The sequence below is a fragment of the Actinopolymorpha pittospori genome (genome assembly GCF_014873875.1).
In the GTDB taxonomy this organism is placed as follows: Bacteria; Actinomycetota; Actinomycetes; order Propionibacteriales; family Actinopolymorphaceae; genus Actinopolymorpha; species Actinopolymorpha pittospori.
In genome coordinates, this window is sequence record NZ_JADBEM010000001.1 from 235972 (window position 1) to 250233 (window position 14262).

Consider the following 14262-nt stretch of genomic DNA (forward strand, 5'->3'; position numbering starts at 1 on the left):
GACGAGCGCGGCTTGACCCTCCGGGTCCTGTGTTGTTTCCCTTACGCAGCACCCGCGGCAGATATCGCCGCAACTCGACACCGGTCCACCGGTCCGCCCTCTACTTTCTCGGCGACGGGCGCAGGCCGTCCATCATGAAGCGAAGCGCAGCAGTCGCTCACCCTGCCGAGGAGAGGTCTGTTCGCCGGCCCACGCGAGCGCGTTGACGAGGGTGAAGAGATCCAAGGCGGTGGCGTCGTCGCGCACCAGCCCGGACTCCTGGGCGCGGGCCAGGAGTCCTTGTCCGGCCGCCGTGACCTCCTGGCACCCAGCGTGCAGCGCGGAGTCCTCGTCGTCGATTCCATGCAGCAGCGACGTCGCCAGACCTCGATAGTCGGTCGTGTGCTCCACCGCCGCCCGCACCCAGATGATCAGAGCTTCCTGCGGCGACGCATGATCGAGCAGTTCACGTCCGGCGGTGGTCAATGACCGCATGCGTTCGCACATCAGAGCCTCGAGGAGCGCGTGCCGGGTTGGGAAGTGACCTTAGAGCGTGCCGATCGCCAGGCCCGCACGCCGAGCGATGTCCTCCAGCGACGCTTCCGTGCCGCGTTCGGAGAAGAGGGCTGCGGCCTCCGCGAGGAGCCGTTCGCGGTTTCGACGCGCGTCCGCGCGCATCGGGCGACGCGGTGCCGTCTGTACCCATTCGTGCCCACCTTTTCGAGGCCGCCTCAAATAAATTCCGAGGCATCCTCAGATTAGTTGCTCGGCGCACTGATAGGCCACCCATGGACATCGCTCAAAAGACGAGCAGGACGATCCTTGTGACGGGGGCTACCGGGCGCCAGGGCGGTGCCACCGCCGCCCAACTCCTCGCGGCGGCTGGCCGGTCCGCGCCCTCGTCCGAGACCCGGGAACGCCCGCGGCGGAGGCCCTGGGCCGAGCGGGTGCCGAACTGTTCACCGGCGACCTCGACGACCTCGATTCACTGGCCGCGGCGACGGCCGGCACCTATGGGGTTTTCGGCGTCACACCCGACGACGACGATCCAGAGCGCGAGACACGCCGCGGCCGCGCCCTCGCGGAGCCGCCGCGGCGTCCGGCATCGCCCATCTCGTGTTCGCCTCCGTCGGCGGCGCCGAGCGTGGAACCGGAATCTCCTACTGGGAGAGCAAGTGGCAGATCGAACAGCACATCCACGCGATTGGGCTGCCCGCGACGATCCTCCGTCCAGTCCGTTTCATGGAAACCACACCATCCCGCGCCTGCCCCTGGGCGACATCGTGGACGGCGTCCTGATTCATCTGTTCGCCCCCGACGTACCGGTTCAGCTCATCGCCGCCGACGACATCGGCGCCTTCGCCGCCCTCGCCTTCAACCATCCTGCGGCCTACCTCGGGGAGTCGCTGGAGATCGCCGGTGACGAACTGACCCCACTTCAGACGGTCAGCTTGATCAGCAGCGTCCTTGACCGGGAGATCACCTACCGCCAGGTCCCGATCGATGATGCCGCGGGATTAGGCGGGGACGCCGCGCGTGCCTTCGCGAACAGGCGCGGTCTGTGGCGAGCCGACATCCCGGCCCTGCGCGAACGTCACCCCGACCTCCTGGGCTTCCCCGCGTGGCTGAAGCGCGGCGGAGCAGCGCGAATCGAGAAGCTCCTCACCGCAGCGGCCACCGCCTGAACGAGCAAGCGCGCCCGGTCGCGGCTCGACCGGCGCGCCGATCTCTATGGCTGGGCGGCCGCAGGAATGGACGAGCTACCGCGGCGGATCCGTCGGCCCGCGCCGGGTGTAGCGGGCAATGCCCACGATGACGGCCACGGCGAGCAGGACCGGTGTCTCAGCGACACCGCATTGGGACGCTTTCGCCGCCGGCTACACCGAGATACGAGGGGCTGGGAGCAGCCGACCTCGCCGCGCTCCCCGTGGTTCCGCGTCATCAGCGGGATCTTCGACCTTCGGTTCCACCTCGTCGACAAGCCCGCAATGCGTGGCACGGGGTCACTGAGCGAAGGATGGGTGGACCATGGCCTGGACGGATTGCGCAGCGCAGCCAGCGAACTACTTGCCTGAGGGGGCTTCCCGACCGAGCCTCCGGCTCATCTGCCGGCGGAATGGTCCGGTGTTGTGATGGCGAGGTCTGCAGTTCGCAATGCCTGGTATTCAGCGGGGGTGCGTTCGACTTCCGCGCAGCCGAGTCGCGCGCACTCACAGGCGAACGGCAGAAGTAGTGGACCCGACCCCCGCACCACGCGACTCCGGCAAGGTCGTCGGCAACCTCCACCGACCCCAGCGCTACCACCGGCGCCTGCAGCGGGTCTTCTACGCCTCCGCGCTGGTCAGCATCCAGTTCGACCCCAACTCGCGGAAGTTCTACGACCGCAAAGTGCGCCACGAGGCGCTTGATGTTCGAGTGGAGGTGAGAGACCGTGCGCCACGAGGCGCTGTGATCCGTGTGCGGGTGTGAGACCCGCTCCGTCGTCCTGTCGCAGCGGGACGGTAGAAGCAGGGGGCAGTCGGGTTCGGTGAGTCGGCCGGGTCTGATGGAGAGCAGCCCCGACAACGACGGGACGCACCGGCACTACCGGACGGTGCGGGTCCGGCAAGCGAGACGGGAAGGTGGACGCGAGGAACCAGCGGTGTAAAGCCCCTCAAGACCTCCGCCAGCTCAAAACCCGGTGGATCTGGGCTGGATCGCGGTGCGCACCGTCCGTACGGGCGGGAACTCCTGGATCGGATTGATCTTGCCGGTCGGGAGGCCACGGTGAAGGACTGCGGCTTAGCCGTGGCGATGCCGCAGGGGCAAAGCTGGCCGCCTCACCCGACGAGCGGATCACAGTGAACGTGGGAACCAGCCCGGAGCTCTCGTCCCAGCGCGCTCTCCAGGTGTGTCGGGCGGGAAGGCGCGTCGTCCGCCGACGGCCCGGGATGGGGCGGAGGGCTGGTAGTAGTCCGGGGGCGGGAAAGCCGTCCACATGGCGAAGCAGCCCAGCGGATTCAGGTAGTTGAGGGACTGCAATGGACGGAGACGCTGGTGAACACCGGTGATCTGTGGCCAGATCCCGATGGGGCCTGGCTGCGGGTACGACGGATGCAGACCAAGCTGCACCAATGGGCGGTCGAGGATCCCGACCGCAGGTTCGATGATCTCTACAACCTCGTCCATCACCCCGATTTCCTCACGGTTGCGTGGGAGAGGGTGAGGGGCAACAGGGGGGCACGCACCGCCGGCGTGGATCGGGTCATCCCGGCCTTCATCGCTGACGACGCCGACGTCGTGGCCTTCCTGAAGAACGCGCGTGAGCAGTTGAAGGCTCGCACGTTCACTCCGCTACCGGTCCGGGAGCGCATGATTCCCAAGCGGGGCAGCGGGGGGAAACTCAGGAGGCTGGCGATTCCCACCGCGATGGACAGGCTCGTGCAAGCCTCTCTCGTGCTGGTCCTGGAGCCGATCTTCGAGGCGTCCTTCAAGCCGGTCAGCTACGGCTTTCGCCCCGAACGACGAGCCCACGACGCGATCGCTGAGGTCCACCACTTCGGCACCAAGGGCTACCACTGGGTGCTGGACGCGGACATCGAAGCGTGCTTCGACAACATCGCACACTCCGCTCTCCTGGAACGGATGCGCCGACGAGTCGAGGACAAGCGGGTTCTTGCCCTGGTCAAGGCATTCCTGAAGGCGGGCATCATGTCCTCCGACGGCGCGGCCAGGGACACGAACACCGGCACGCCTCAAGGCGGCATCGCCACGCCCCCAACGCAGTTGGGGGCGTGCTCTCCCCGCTGCTGGCCAACATCGCCCTGTCGATCCTGGACGAGCACTTCGCCCAGGTCACGGGCGGACCGGCCACCCGCGAGTGGGAGCGCCGCAAACGACGCCTGCGTGGCCAGGCCAACTACCGGCTGATCCGGTACGCGGACGACTTCCTGGTCATGGTGTCCGGAGACCGCGAGCACGCCGAACACGTGCGCGACGTGGTGGCGGCGGTCCTGGCACCGATGGGTCTGCGCCTGTCGGAAGCCAAGACGATGATCACCCACATCGACGAGGGCCTCGACTTCCTCGGCTGGCACATCCAGCGCCACCGAAAGCGAGGCACCAACCGGCACCACATCTACACCTACCCGGCCAAGAAGGCCCTCAAGGCCGTCATGGCCAAGGTCAAGGTGATCTGCCGGCAGAACAACGGAGAACACGCTTACCTGGGACGGCGGCTCGGACCGTACCTCAGACCACGATCTCCCCCAAACACGATGGCAAACACGGGGACAAGCCCTGCGGCAAGCACCTCGTAGCACTTACGGCGCACTGCGCCTGAACACCATCGCCGGGAGGCGGAGACCCCGCCTCCCGGCAAGAGCTGACACCTAACAGCCTGAAGACTGACGCCAAGACGATCGCCCACTTCCCGTACTCGCCGTACGTAGCTAGGGCGATCGACTGCCGCGGCCCGCCTCCGTCGGTCGGCTGGACGTGGAGGATCCACCCGCTCTGCTCGCTGTGCAAGGGCAGTGCCGCGACCTGATGGCTCTTCTACCGGCGCATCACTCCGCTGAAAAGCGGAAGGTCGGCGGTTCGCCCCACCCCACCACCCTGACCAGGTCATACGGCGGAGCGCAACTGCCAGTTGACCACCCTCTTTGCTGACTTTCTTCGAAACACATTGGAGTTTCTGATTGGCCAGGCTCGAGGTCGGGAGATTGCCGCCGAGTCGGCTTCGCCTTGCGTGCGGGAGATGGACGCCGAGGGTTGACGACGACGTCCGCCCCGTGAGCACTGCCCGCCGGTCCGGCACTCCTCCACCTTGGCATCGGCGCCAACTGTTCTGAGGTCCAACGCGCCATCATGCTGGCGGTCTCCAGCCGCTCCGGATTGATGTCGTGGACGGCGATGGTGGACCCGTGCAGTTCTGGGAAACGACAGGATGTCGATCAGAGATTCTTGGTGAAGACGACGCTGCCCGCACCGATCAGCGCGATCTGTTGGTCATGTGCGCAGTACCTCCAGTGATCGTTTGTTCGACTCACTTCGGAATACGCTGCTCGCATGGGCGCCAGACGTACGCCGCTGCCGCTGACAACCGCCCGCGCTCACACTCGAATCAAAACTGACGGAGCTGCGTCGATAGGGTGAGGCCGTGACTCTTTCATCGAGTGCTCAGCCGACGGATCTTGAAGTCGTCCGCGACTCCTACGACCGAGTGGCCGACAACTACGTGCACCTGCTCGCCACCACAGGAATGGGCGACATTCGCACCCACCCGTGGCTGAAGGCAGCCATCGACGCGTTCGCTGGCTCGGTCCGCGGACTTGGCCCCGTGCTCGATGTCGGCTGCGGCCCCGGGACCGTCACGGCGTACCTCCACGAACGTGGTATCGAGGCCTCGGGCGTCGACCTGTCGCCCCGCATGATCGAACATGCCGAACACCTTCACCCCGAGTGCAGCTTCGCCGTCTGCTCGTCCACCGAACTTGACCTCGAGCCCAGGTCCTTAGGGGGGATCCTCGGATGGTGGTCGCTGTTCAACCTGCCACGCGAGATCCTGCCGAACGTCCTTGCCGCCTTCCACGACGCCCTCGTGCCCGGCGGGCATCTGATCATCGCGACGCATGTCGGCGATGACGATGTAGCGCGGACCGAAGCCTACGGCGGCGTCGCGGTGACGTGGACGACATACCAGTGGCGACCCGAGCAGCTGACCGTTCTTCTCGATGACGCCGCGCTACGCGTTGTGGCGGAGTTGCGGCTCCCAGCCGAGGGGCAACAGGGTCCCGGCGTCGTGCTCGTAGCTCGACGCGATACCTGACCAGCACGCGCGGACGTATCGCGCGTCATCGACTCCAGGAGTGCTGGGGTGGGACTGCCTGGTCTTGGGGTCGTGCGTCGGCGGACAGCGCGACATGCAGCATCGTGCCAACTGCGCCAGCCGGCTCCCAGCGGTACCGGCTGAACGTGAACACGTTCTGCGTGACCCGCAGGTACCGGCCGTCGGAAATGGTCGTGAAGTCACCCTTCGCGGCCGGCTCCTGTCCTCGTCGTACCGACCCATCTCGATCGGGAGTGTCAAATAAACGGCGGATCTGCTGATCAAGACAGAGACGCCACATGACCGAGACCGCGGTTACGCTGAGTCGGTGAAGCAGTCTGCCGAGACGCTGTTGAAGACCGTGTCGGAGGAGCAGTTGATCGCAACGCTCGTGGACCGGGCCCGCAGCGAGTGGCTGCAGGGCTCGCTCCCGCTGGTCGGGCTGTCGGTCGCGAGCTGACCCAACAGCGCGGAGAGCTTTCCCTGGACCTCGATGACGTTCCTTGCCTTGTCAAGTTGCGCAGCCAGCCGTCCTTTTTTACGCAGCTTGGCGTTCTCCCGGTCTCTGGCATCACCCTGCGGGCCCGCCGGCTTGGCCGACGCCACCAGGGCGCCGCTGTCACGCTGATTCCGCCACGCCGAGATCAGGGACGTATGCCCTCCCGCCGCAACAGGGCACCCTTACCGGCCTTGTCCAACTGCTCCTACCAAGGCGAGATCGTCGCCTTGTACGACGCCGAGTACCCCCGCGTCGTCGCCTTCGCCGGAAGGTGGTCTATACGAAACCGGTTGGGTCAGTGTTCAGGTGCGTTGGTATGGCCAATTCTGGGTTATCGGGATGACCAGTGGCGTCCCTGCGACGGGGTCGGGGATGGTCATTGCTTCGACGTCGAACACGTCGCGGAGGAGTTTCGGGGTGACAACCTCGGCGGGTGGGCCGACCGCGACGACTGCGCCGTCGCGCATTGCGATGAGGTGGTCGGCGTAGCGGCAGGCGTGGCCGAGGTCGTGCATGACAGCGGCGATGGTGCGGTCGCCGTCGTGGGTCAGGTGCCGGCACAGGTCGAGGACTTCGAGTTGGTGGGTGAGGTCGAGGAAAGTGGTGGGCTCGTCCAAGAGGAGGATCGGAGTTTCCTGGGCGAGGGCCATGGCGATCCACACCCGCTGGCGCTGTCCGCCGGAGAGCTGGTCGACGGGCAGACCTGAGTAGGTGGCGACGCCAGTGCGTTCCATGGCGTCGGCGACCGCGGCCTCGTCGGCTTCGGTCCATTGTCCGAAGGGGCCTTGGTGGGGGTGGCGGCCGCGGGCGACTAGTTCGGCGACGCGGATCCCGTCCGGGGCGATGGAGTGCTGAGGAAGCAGCCCGAGCCGCTGCGCGACCTGGCGGGTGGACAGTTCTCGGATGTCGCGTCCTTCGAGGAGGACGGTGCCGGTCTTCGGCGCGAGCAGTCGGGCCATCGCGCGTAGGGCGGTGGATTTACCGCAGCCGTTCGGCCCGATCACCATCGTGAGCTTGCCCGCCGGGATGGCCAGATTCAGGTTGGTGCTGACGGGTTCGCGGCCGTAGCCGAGTGTGACTCCGGCTAGTTCGACGGGGGCGGGCACGGCTGCATCATGTCGGGAGGACGTGGATGCGGCGGTGTCGGATGTAGGGGCCTCAGCCACGGGGGCGCCTCAGTTTCCAGGTGATGAGCCAGAGGAGGTATGCGCCGCCGGCGACGACGGTGACGACGCCGACGGGTATCTGGACGGTTAGCAGGTGTTGGGCGGCAAGGTCACAGCTGCTCAGCAGGAGCGCGCCGGCCGCGGCCGCACTGGTCAGGCTGGTGCCGGCCGAGCCTGCGACCAGGCGGGCGAGGTGTGGGGCGGCGAGGGCGATGAACGCGATCGGTCCGCACACGCTCGTCACGACGGCGGTGAGTGCGACACCGACGGCGATGAGGGCGAGCCGCACGGGTTCGACGCTTACGCCCGTCGCGCTGGCGGCGTCGTCACCGAGTTCGAGCTGCCGCATTCTGCCGCCGAGAGCTCCTGCGCCCACGATGACGACGGCCAGGATCAGGCACATTGGCGTGACCTGCTGCCATCGGATGTTCTCGAGGTCGCCTTGGCCCCAGGTCATGGCCACGGTGGCGACCTGCTGTTCCATCCGCAGGACGAGGAGGCTGTCGAAGGCGATGAGTGCCATCGACACGGCGATGCCGATGATGACGAATCGGGTGCCGGACACGCCGCGGCGGGACGCCAGCGCGTACACAGCGAACGCGGCGGTGGCGCCGCCGACGAGGGCGAGCAGCGTGGTGGTGGTCTGGGAGCCGCCGAGGTAGCCAATGGAGATGATGGCTCCGGTGAAGGCGCCGGCGTTGAACCCGATGACGTCGGGACTGCCGAGGGCGTTGCGGGTGACGGACTGGAAGATCGCGCCGCTGATGCCCAGGGCTGCGCCGAAGGTGACGGTCGCCACGGCGCGGGGCAGCCGCCATTGGAGCACGACGGTGTTGGCGAAGCCGAGGTCGGCACCGGAGAGGATCGGAAGGATCCGGGTGACCGGTACGGGGTAGTCGCCCAGCGCGATCGCGGCGATCGTCACCAGGATGCAGCCGACCACACTGGCGAGGACCAGCAGGACGGCGCGGGTGTTGACGATGCCGGAGACCCACCCGCGGAGCCGGATCGGCTTGCGGCCGGCGCCGAAGTCGACTCGGCCTGTCGGTGGTGTGGCGGTCATCGCAGTGCTCCTCGGGCCAGGGCGGCCAGGACGGGTGCGCCGATGATCGCGGTGAGCACCCCGGCGGGTGCTTCGGCGGGCCAGATGACAAGCCGGGCGGCGATGTCGGCGGTGACGAGGACGAGGGCGCCAGCGATGCCGCTGTAGGCGAGGGCCCATTTGAGGTTGGGTCCGACGAGGGCGCGGGCGAGGTGGGGGACCATGAGTCCGATGAAGGCGATCGGGCCGGAGGTGGCGGTGCCGACACCGGCGAGGACCAGGATCGCCGCACCGCCGGCGACCCGGGTGGCGCCTACGCGCACGCCGAGGGAGCGGGCGAGGTCGTCGCCGAGGGCGAGCTGGGACAGGGGCTGGGCGACCAGGAACGCGATGAGGAGACCGATCGCGATGAGGACCGATGCCTGGCCGATCGTGCCCAGGTCGCGGCCTTGGACGCTTCCGGCCATCCAGATGCGGAGCGTGTTGAACCGGGCGGGGTCGATCAGTGCGAGGCCGGTCGCGATCCCGGTCAGTGCCGAGGTGATTGCCACCCCTGCCAGGACAAGGGTGGCGTGGGAGTCCTTGCCGGCGCCGAACCCGATGGCGTAGACCGCAAGGGACACGACAAGTGCGCCGAGGAGCGCCGGCCATACGTTGGGCAGGAAGGCGGTTACTCCGAAGACGCCGGAGGTGACGACCACCGCGAGCCCGGCGCCCGCGCTCACGCCGAGCAGGCCGGGATCGGCGAGCGGGTTGCGTGTCATCGCCTGCATGAGCGCGCCAGCAACACCCAGTGCCAGCCCCACGATCGCGGCGACGATGGTACGGGTGAGCCGCATGTCCCACACGATGATCGCCGGCTGCGATGTGCCGGGTCCGGCCCGCAGTGTCTCGAGGACGTCGGCGGGGCTGAGTTCGCCCGCACCGACGAGCAGGCTCACTGCCCCCATCAGGACCAGGAGCAGGAGGCCGGCGACGAGCACAGCGCATCGGCCTGGCCGTCCGCCCAGTCTCGCGGGTGCGTGTCGGTGTGGCGCGCGCCCGGCGGGGCGGGTTGGGGCGTCAGTGAGCATCGATCGTCCAGCCCATGCTCTCGGTGCGCTCGGCCCAGAACCGAGCATAGGTCGGGCTCGCGGTCAGGAGTGTTTCGTGGTCGCCGACCGCCTCGACGCCGCCGTTGCCGTCGAGCACGACGACCTGGTCGGCCTGGCGGATCGTCTGCAGCCGGTGGGCGATCACGACCAGCGTCTTGTCACCCGACAACTGGGCGAGTCCCCGCTGGATCAGCATCTCGCTCTCGATGTCGAGGGCTGCGGTGGCTTCGTCGAGCAGCACGATCGGGGCGTTCTTCAGTAGCGCACGGGCGATCGAGACCCGTTGCCGTTCACCGCCGGACAGCGTGCCGCCGCTTTCACCGACCTGCGTGGCGAAACCGTCGGGTAGGCGGTCTGCGATCTCGGTGACCCCGGCACGCTCAGCGGCTTCTCCTACCTCGTCGTCGGTCGCGCCGGGCCGCCCTAGCCGGATGTTCTCCATCAGGGTGTCCTCGAAGAGGTACACGTCCTGGAACACCATCGACACCTGCGCCATCACGTTGCGGGTGCCGAGTTCGCGCACGTCTACGCCGCCGATGCGGATCTCGCCGGAGTCGACGTCCCAGAACCGTGCCATCAGCCTGGCCAGGGTGGTCTTGCCCGAGCCGGAGGGACCGACGATCGCGGTCATCGTGCCCGGTTCCATCCGGAAGTTCGCCCCGCTGATCACGGGCCGGTCCGGGCTGTAGGAGAAGGACACGTCCGCCAGTTCGATCGAGGAGTCCGCGGGAGTACGGGGGTGCTCCGGCTCGGGCAGGAGCGGTGCGTCGAGGATCGACCGCAGCGCATCCAGCGCCCGGTTGGCGATGCCTACTCCCACCCCGAACGGCAGGGCGTTTCTTGTCAGGGTGCTCATCGCCACTGCGAGGATGAGCACCGCGACGAGGGCGCCGGGTTGGAGTCGTCCCGCGCCGGTCAGGGCCACGGCGACGACGAAGATGAGCAGCAGGCCGGCGAAGCCGGCGGCTGTGTATGCCTGTGTGCCCCAGTTGCGGGCGATCAGTGCTGCCCGTTTGGCGGTGCGCTGCTCGGCAAGCGCGGTACGGACGCTGCGTTCGCCGAGCGAATCCGGTCCGGCTGCCCGGACTGCCGGTTGTGCGGCGGCGAACTCGATCACCCGGGCCGCGCCCTCCTCGTCGCTGGCGTCGACTGCCTGTTCGAAGCGCCCGTCGCGGGCCTGCGCCCACCGGTAGACGACGGCCACCAGACCGGCCGCGAGAAGGAAGCACAGCCCGAGTCGCCACTCGACCCTCAACATCGCCAGGCTGACCAGCGTCGGGGGCACGAGCCCGTACAGCATCGGGCGGATCATCGACTCGGGTGCGTTGGCGGCGAAGGTCACGCCTCGGGTGGTGACGTTGCTGATCGACCCGGTGCGTTCGGCGTCGAACCAGCCCAGTGGCAGGCGTGCGGTCCGTTCGGCGATCAGCTGGTGCATACGCAGGATGAACCGGGCACCTGCCCGCTGACCGATCAGTGTCGCGGTGACGTCGCACATCCCGGCGAGCACCGCGAAGGCCACGAGCAGTCCCAGCGGCGCCAGCATCGACGCGGGTTCATCTGACAGCAGCGCCGTCGTCAGCGGCAAGAGCGTCACGAACGCCGCGGAGGTCAGGAGCGTCGCGACGGTCACGACCACCAGATAGGCGGCGAGCATCCGCCGCGCGCGGGTGTCGCCGATCCGCATCAGGAACCTGATCATGCCTCGCTCCTTTCCTCGGCCGCCCGTGGTGCAAGCGTGCGGGCCGCCTGATATGCCTCCCACATCCGGGCGTAGACGCCGCCTGCTGCGATGAGTTGGTCGTGGGTTCCGGCTTCGGTGATGCGGCCGCGGTCGAGGACGAGGATGCGGTCGGCGTGGGCCACCGTGTGCAGCCGGTGGGCGATCACCAGCAGGGTGCGCCCGTGCGTGAGCGCGGCCAACGCCTGCTGGATGGCGGCTTCGGAGTCCGGGTCGGCGAAGGCGGTGGCCTCGTCGAGCACGAGCAGCGGGGTGTCCATGAGCACCGCGCGGGCGATGGAGAGCCGCTGCCGCTCACCGCCGGACAGGCGCGCGCCCTCGCCGACGATCGTGTCGTAGCCGTCGGGCAGTTGCATGATGCGCTCATGGATCTGTGCGGTGGTTGCCGCGGCGATCACCTCGGCATCGCCGGCCCCCGGCTTGGCCATCGCGATGTTGTCGCGGATCGACATCCGCAGCAGATACGGCTGCTGGAACACGAACCCGACCACCGCGTACAGCTCCTCGGCAGAAAGCCGCCGGGTGTCCGCATCACCGAGGGCGACGGTCCCGTGATCGGGGTCGATGAGCCGGGGCAGGAGTGCGGCGAAGGTGGACTTGCCCGACCCCGAGGGTCCGACCAGGGCCGTCACCGTTCCCGGCTCCAGGTGGGTCGTGACGCCGTCCAGGGCGAGCGGGCCGCTGTCGGCATAGGCGAAGTCGACCTGCTCGATCGCCACGCGGTGCCCGTCGGGTGTCCTACCGGCCTCCGGTTCGGCCGCGGCGGGCAGGGCGAAGAACGTGTGAATGCTGCGGGCTGCGCCGTTGGCCTCGCGCATGAACTGGCGCATCTGGATCAGCAGGGACAGTGGTCCGGCGATGTTGCCGGACAGCAGCACCGCTGGAACCAGCGCGAGCGGTGAGAGGCCTCCGCCGACGATGAGCAGACTCGCGCCCGCAGCCGCGACCAGGACGGCGAACACCGGCGAGGTGAACACATGCAGCAGCGCGCCCCCGCGAATTGTCGCCTCGGACCATTCCTGGTAGAAGCGGTGATGCCAGGCGGCTCGCTCGACGAAGCGGCGGGGGCCCCTGCCCTCGACCTCGAACACCTTGATCGGCGCAATGCCCCGCACGAACTCCACGACCGCTGCGCTCAGTGCCGCCAGTCCGGCGTTGTAGCGGGCGTACTGGGCCGTCACGTCCCTGAGGAAGAACGGGAGAGTCGCTGCGGACAGCGCCAGCGGGAGCAGCGAGACGAGACCGAGCCGCCAGTCCACGACGAAGAGGAACACCAGGGCCGACGCCGGGCGGACCGTACCGTTGACGAAGTCGGGGATCGCGTGCGCGATCAGGTAGTGAACCTTGTGCAGGTCGTCCTGCACGGTCTTCTTGATCCTGCCCGAGGCGTTGCGGGAGAACCACACCAGCGGTAGCCGCAGGAGATGTGTGATCTGTCGCTGCCGAACCGCCTCCCCCAATGTGGCGTCGGCGAAGTGGCTCGCGATGTAGCCGGCGGTGCTCAGCGCCTGGGACACGAGCAGCGAGGCGACTAGGGCCGCGACCAGCAGCCACGCCTGCCCCGTCGCGCCCGGATCCCCGCCCGCCGCGGGGACGAGGGTCTGGATCAGCGCCATCGCCGCGGCGACCGGTAGCAGCCCTGAGGCTGCGCCGGCGGCCATCAACACCCCCGACCACACCAGCTGCGTGCGCACCGGCGCGGCGAGCTGCCAGAACGACACGTGCCGGTCGTTGTCCGGCGCGTCGATCGACTCATCCATCGCCGGGTCAGCCTTCGATCATCGTGGTGAAGGCTGACCAGCGTTCGCGGGCCTGCGCGGCGCCGCCGGGCTTGTAGTCGTCGTGCACGAAGTCGTGCAGGTCGGACAGCACCCAGTAGGCGTAGAACAGCGACCCCCCGGCCCAGAAGTCACCGTCGACCTCCACCGCGCGGCCCTTCAGCGAGTCGAACAGTGGTAGCCCGGTGACGCCTTTCGGGTCGAACAGCGTTGAGGAGAGTATCGCGATGACGTCGGCATCGTGTTTCGCCAGCGTTTCGGGCGAGAACGGAACCCACCCGCCGTACTTCTTGCCGTCGGCGGTTACAGCGTCCTGCGGGGCGGGCTGGAGGAAACCGGCGTCGGCGATGACGCCGTGCAGCGAGTTGACCGCGTCCATGTGGTACAGCGAGGCGTCGCCCGACCCGCCGTAGGACTGCAGCGCCGACAGCGACAACGGGGACTCCGGCTGCTGGGCGGCGATCTCCTTCGCGAACTTCGTCAGCCCTTCCTCGACCGCCGTGGCCCGCCCGGGCACGTCGAAGTACGCGCCCCAGGTCTTCGCGAGCTCGCTCGGCCGGGCGCTGAACTCCGCGCGCAGGGTGGGAGCGATCGAGGCGTAGTCGGGCAGCTCCTTGACCCTGTCAGGGCTGGTGGAGATCACGGTGAGGTCGGGATCCAGCGACGCCACCTCTTCAAGCTTCGGGTAGTAACTGGAGGTCTTCTCCACCTTGACGCCGAGGTCCTTCAACAGCTGTGCGGGCACGACGGTTTTCCACCCCTGGAAGGCGACGTCGGGTTTGATTCCCATCGCCAGCAGATTCAGCGCCGCCGGCTCGTCCAGCGCGACCACCCGCTTCGGGGCAACCGGAAGGTCAACCTTCGTGCCGGTCACATCCGTCACGGTTCGTGTTCTCTCCGACGACCCACCCGGCTTGCCCGCATCGCTTGTCGGGGCGGAGCACCCGACCAGCGTGAGGGCGGCGGCGACGCCGAAACCAACCAGCGGCGTGAGCCGAGACTTCCTACTGAGGGCCACGGGCGCCCCTTTCCAAGAACGTGGCTTCGCGACCGCTTCCGCACAGAGGACCTCTCGCCAAGGGCTGGGCGTGCCGTCGCCGAATCGGAACGACGTTACGATACCTCCAAAACGTAAATGATAACCGTTGCCATCA

Annotated in this window: 14 protein-coding genes and 2 pseudogenes; 8 read left to right on the forward strand and 8 right to left on the reverse strand. The window is 68.0% G+C overall.

Annotated elements, in window-relative coordinates:
- Window positions 1-132: 132 nt before the first annotated feature.
- Together HEB94_RS01175 and HEB94_RS50000 are read right to left on the reverse strand one after the other, a co-directional pair.
- Window positions 133-474: an SbtR family transcriptional regulator gene (locus HEB94_RS01175; RefSeq protein ID WP_238361377.1), complete on the reverse strand. Its 342-nt coding sequence runs from the start codon at window positions 472-474 to the stop codon at window positions 133-135.
- Between the two features lie 51 nt (window positions 475-525).
- Window positions 526-657, reverse strand: coding sequence for a TetR family transcriptional regulator (locus tag HEB94_RS50000; RefSeq protein ID WP_238361378.1), 132 nt, complete (start codon window positions 655-657; stop codon window positions 526-528).
- 256 nt (window positions 658-913) lie between these two features.
- On the opposite strand from HEB94_RS50000, the pseudogene HEB94_RS53235 reads away from it, so the two are divergent.
- The 8 genes and pseudogenes from HEB94_RS53235 to HEB94_RS52100 form a co-directional block, all read left to right on the forward strand.
- Window positions 914-1003 (forward strand): annotated as a pseudogene (locus HEB94_RS53235) (hypothetical protein); the annotation flags it as partial.
- Window positions 1004-1095: 92 nt separating this feature from the next.
- Complete coding sequence (locus HEB94_RS53240) at window positions 1096-1278, forward strand: NmrA family NAD(P)-binding protein (protein WP_337917432.1); 183 nt, start codon at window positions 1096-1098, stop codon at window positions 1276-1278.
- The gene (locus HEB94_RS52085; RefSeq protein ID WP_337917433.1) at window positions 1263-1664 is read left to right on the forward strand and encodes an NmrA family NAD(P)-binding protein; all 402 of its coding nucleotides are present in this window, start codon (window positions 1263-1265) and stop codon (window positions 1662-1664) included. Before HEB94_RS53240 ends, HEB94_RS52085 begins: the two co-directional genes overlap by 16 nt.
- Before the next feature lie 559 nt (window positions 1665-2223).
- Window positions 2224-2367 (forward strand): annotated as a pseudogene (locus HEB94_RS50005) (transposase); the annotation flags it as partial.
- A 648-nt stretch (window positions 2368-3015) separates the two neighbouring features.
- Entirely contained in the window at window positions 3016-3888 is an 873-nt protein-coding gene (locus tag HEB94_RS53245) for a reverse transcriptase domain-containing protein (RefSeq protein WP_202896041.1), read from the forward strand.
- The gene (locus tag HEB94_RS52095) at window positions 3792-4277 is read left to right on the forward strand and encodes a reverse transcriptase domain-containing protein (protein WP_273377564.1); all 486 of its coding nucleotides are present in this window, start codon (window positions 3792-3794) and stop codon (window positions 4275-4277) included. Before HEB94_RS53245 ends, HEB94_RS52095 begins: the two co-directional genes overlap by 97 nt.
- Window positions 4278-5197: 920 nt before the next feature.
- Entirely contained in the window at window positions 5198-5788 is a 591-nt protein-coding gene (locus HEB94_RS01195) for a class I SAM-dependent methyltransferase (protein ID WP_337917434.1), read from the forward strand.
- A 328-nt stretch (window positions 5789-6116) separates the two neighbouring features.
- A complete protein-coding gene (locus HEB94_RS52100) occupies window positions 6117-6248 on the forward strand; it encodes a hypothetical protein (RefSeq protein WP_273374680.1) in 132 nt (43 codons plus the stop codon).
- 341 nt (window positions 6249-6589) lie between these two features.
- On the opposite strand, the gene HEB94_RS01200 is transcribed toward HEB94_RS52100, so the two are convergent.
- The 6 genes from HEB94_RS01200 to HEB94_RS01225 form a co-directional block, all read right to left on the reverse strand.
- Complete coding sequence (locus HEB94_RS01200) at window positions 6590-7393, reverse strand: ABC transporter ATP-binding protein (protein WP_337917435.1); 804 nt, start codon at window positions 7391-7393, stop codon at window positions 6590-6592.
- 52 nt (window positions 7394-7445) lie between these two features.
- On the reverse strand, window positions 7446-8516 hold the full coding sequence (locus HEB94_RS01205) for a FecCD family ABC transporter permease (RefSeq protein ID WP_192748242.1): 1071 nt from the start codon (window positions 8514-8516) through the stop codon (window positions 7446-7448).
- Window positions 8513-9445 (reverse strand): FecCD family ABC transporter permease, encoded by a 933-nt coding sequence (locus HEB94_RS01210; RefSeq protein ID WP_192748243.1) that lies wholly within the window; start codon window positions 9443-9445, stop codon window positions 8513-8515. The genes HEB94_RS01205 and HEB94_RS01210 overlap by 4 nt, the downstream gene beginning before the upstream one ends.
- Before the next feature lie 112 nt (window positions 9446-9557).
- Window positions 9558-11291 (reverse strand): ABC transporter ATP-binding protein, encoded by a 1734-nt coding sequence (locus HEB94_RS01215; protein WP_192748244.1) that lies wholly within the window; start codon window positions 11289-11291, stop codon window positions 9558-9560.
- Window positions 11288-13090 carry an ABC transporter ATP-binding protein gene (locus HEB94_RS01220; protein WP_192748245.1) on the reverse strand — a complete coding sequence of 601 codons (1803 nt, stop codon included), beginning with the start codon at window positions 13088-13090 and terminating at the stop codon, window positions 11288-11290. The genes HEB94_RS01215 and HEB94_RS01220 overlap by 4 nt, the downstream gene beginning before the upstream one ends.
- Before the next feature lie 7 nt (window positions 13091-13097).
- Window positions 13098-13982 carry a TroA family protein gene (locus HEB94_RS01225; RefSeq protein ID WP_192748246.1) on the reverse strand — a complete coding sequence of 295 codons (885 nt, stop codon included), beginning with the start codon at window positions 13980-13982 and terminating at the stop codon, window positions 13098-13100.
- Window positions 13983-14262: the final 280 nt, after the last annotated feature.

Coding starts and splice junctions, on each gene's coding strand:
- HEB94_RS01175 (WP_238361377.1), bottom strand. CDS start 474: ATGCGGTCATTGACCACCGCCGGACGTGAACTGCTCGATCATGCGTCG.
- HEB94_RS50000 (WP_238361378.1), bottom strand. CDS start 657: ATGCGCGCGGACGCGCGTCGAAACCGCGAACGGCTCCTCGCGGAGGCC.
- HEB94_RS01205 (WP_192748242.1), bottom strand. CDS start 8,516: ATGACCGCCACACCACCGACAGGCCGAGTCGACTTCGGCGCCGGCCGC.
- HEB94_RS01210 (WP_192748243.1), bottom strand. CDS start 9,445: ATGGGGGCAGTGAGCCTGCTCGTCGGTGCGGGCGAACTCAGCCCCGCC.
- HEB94_RS01215 (WP_192748244.1), bottom strand. CDS start 11,291: ATGATCAGGTTCCTGATGCGGATCGGCGACACCCGCGCGCGGCGGATG.
- HEB94_RS01220 (WP_192748245.1), bottom strand. CDS start 13,090: ATGGATGAGTCGATCGACGCGCCGGACAACGACCGGCACGTGTCGTTC.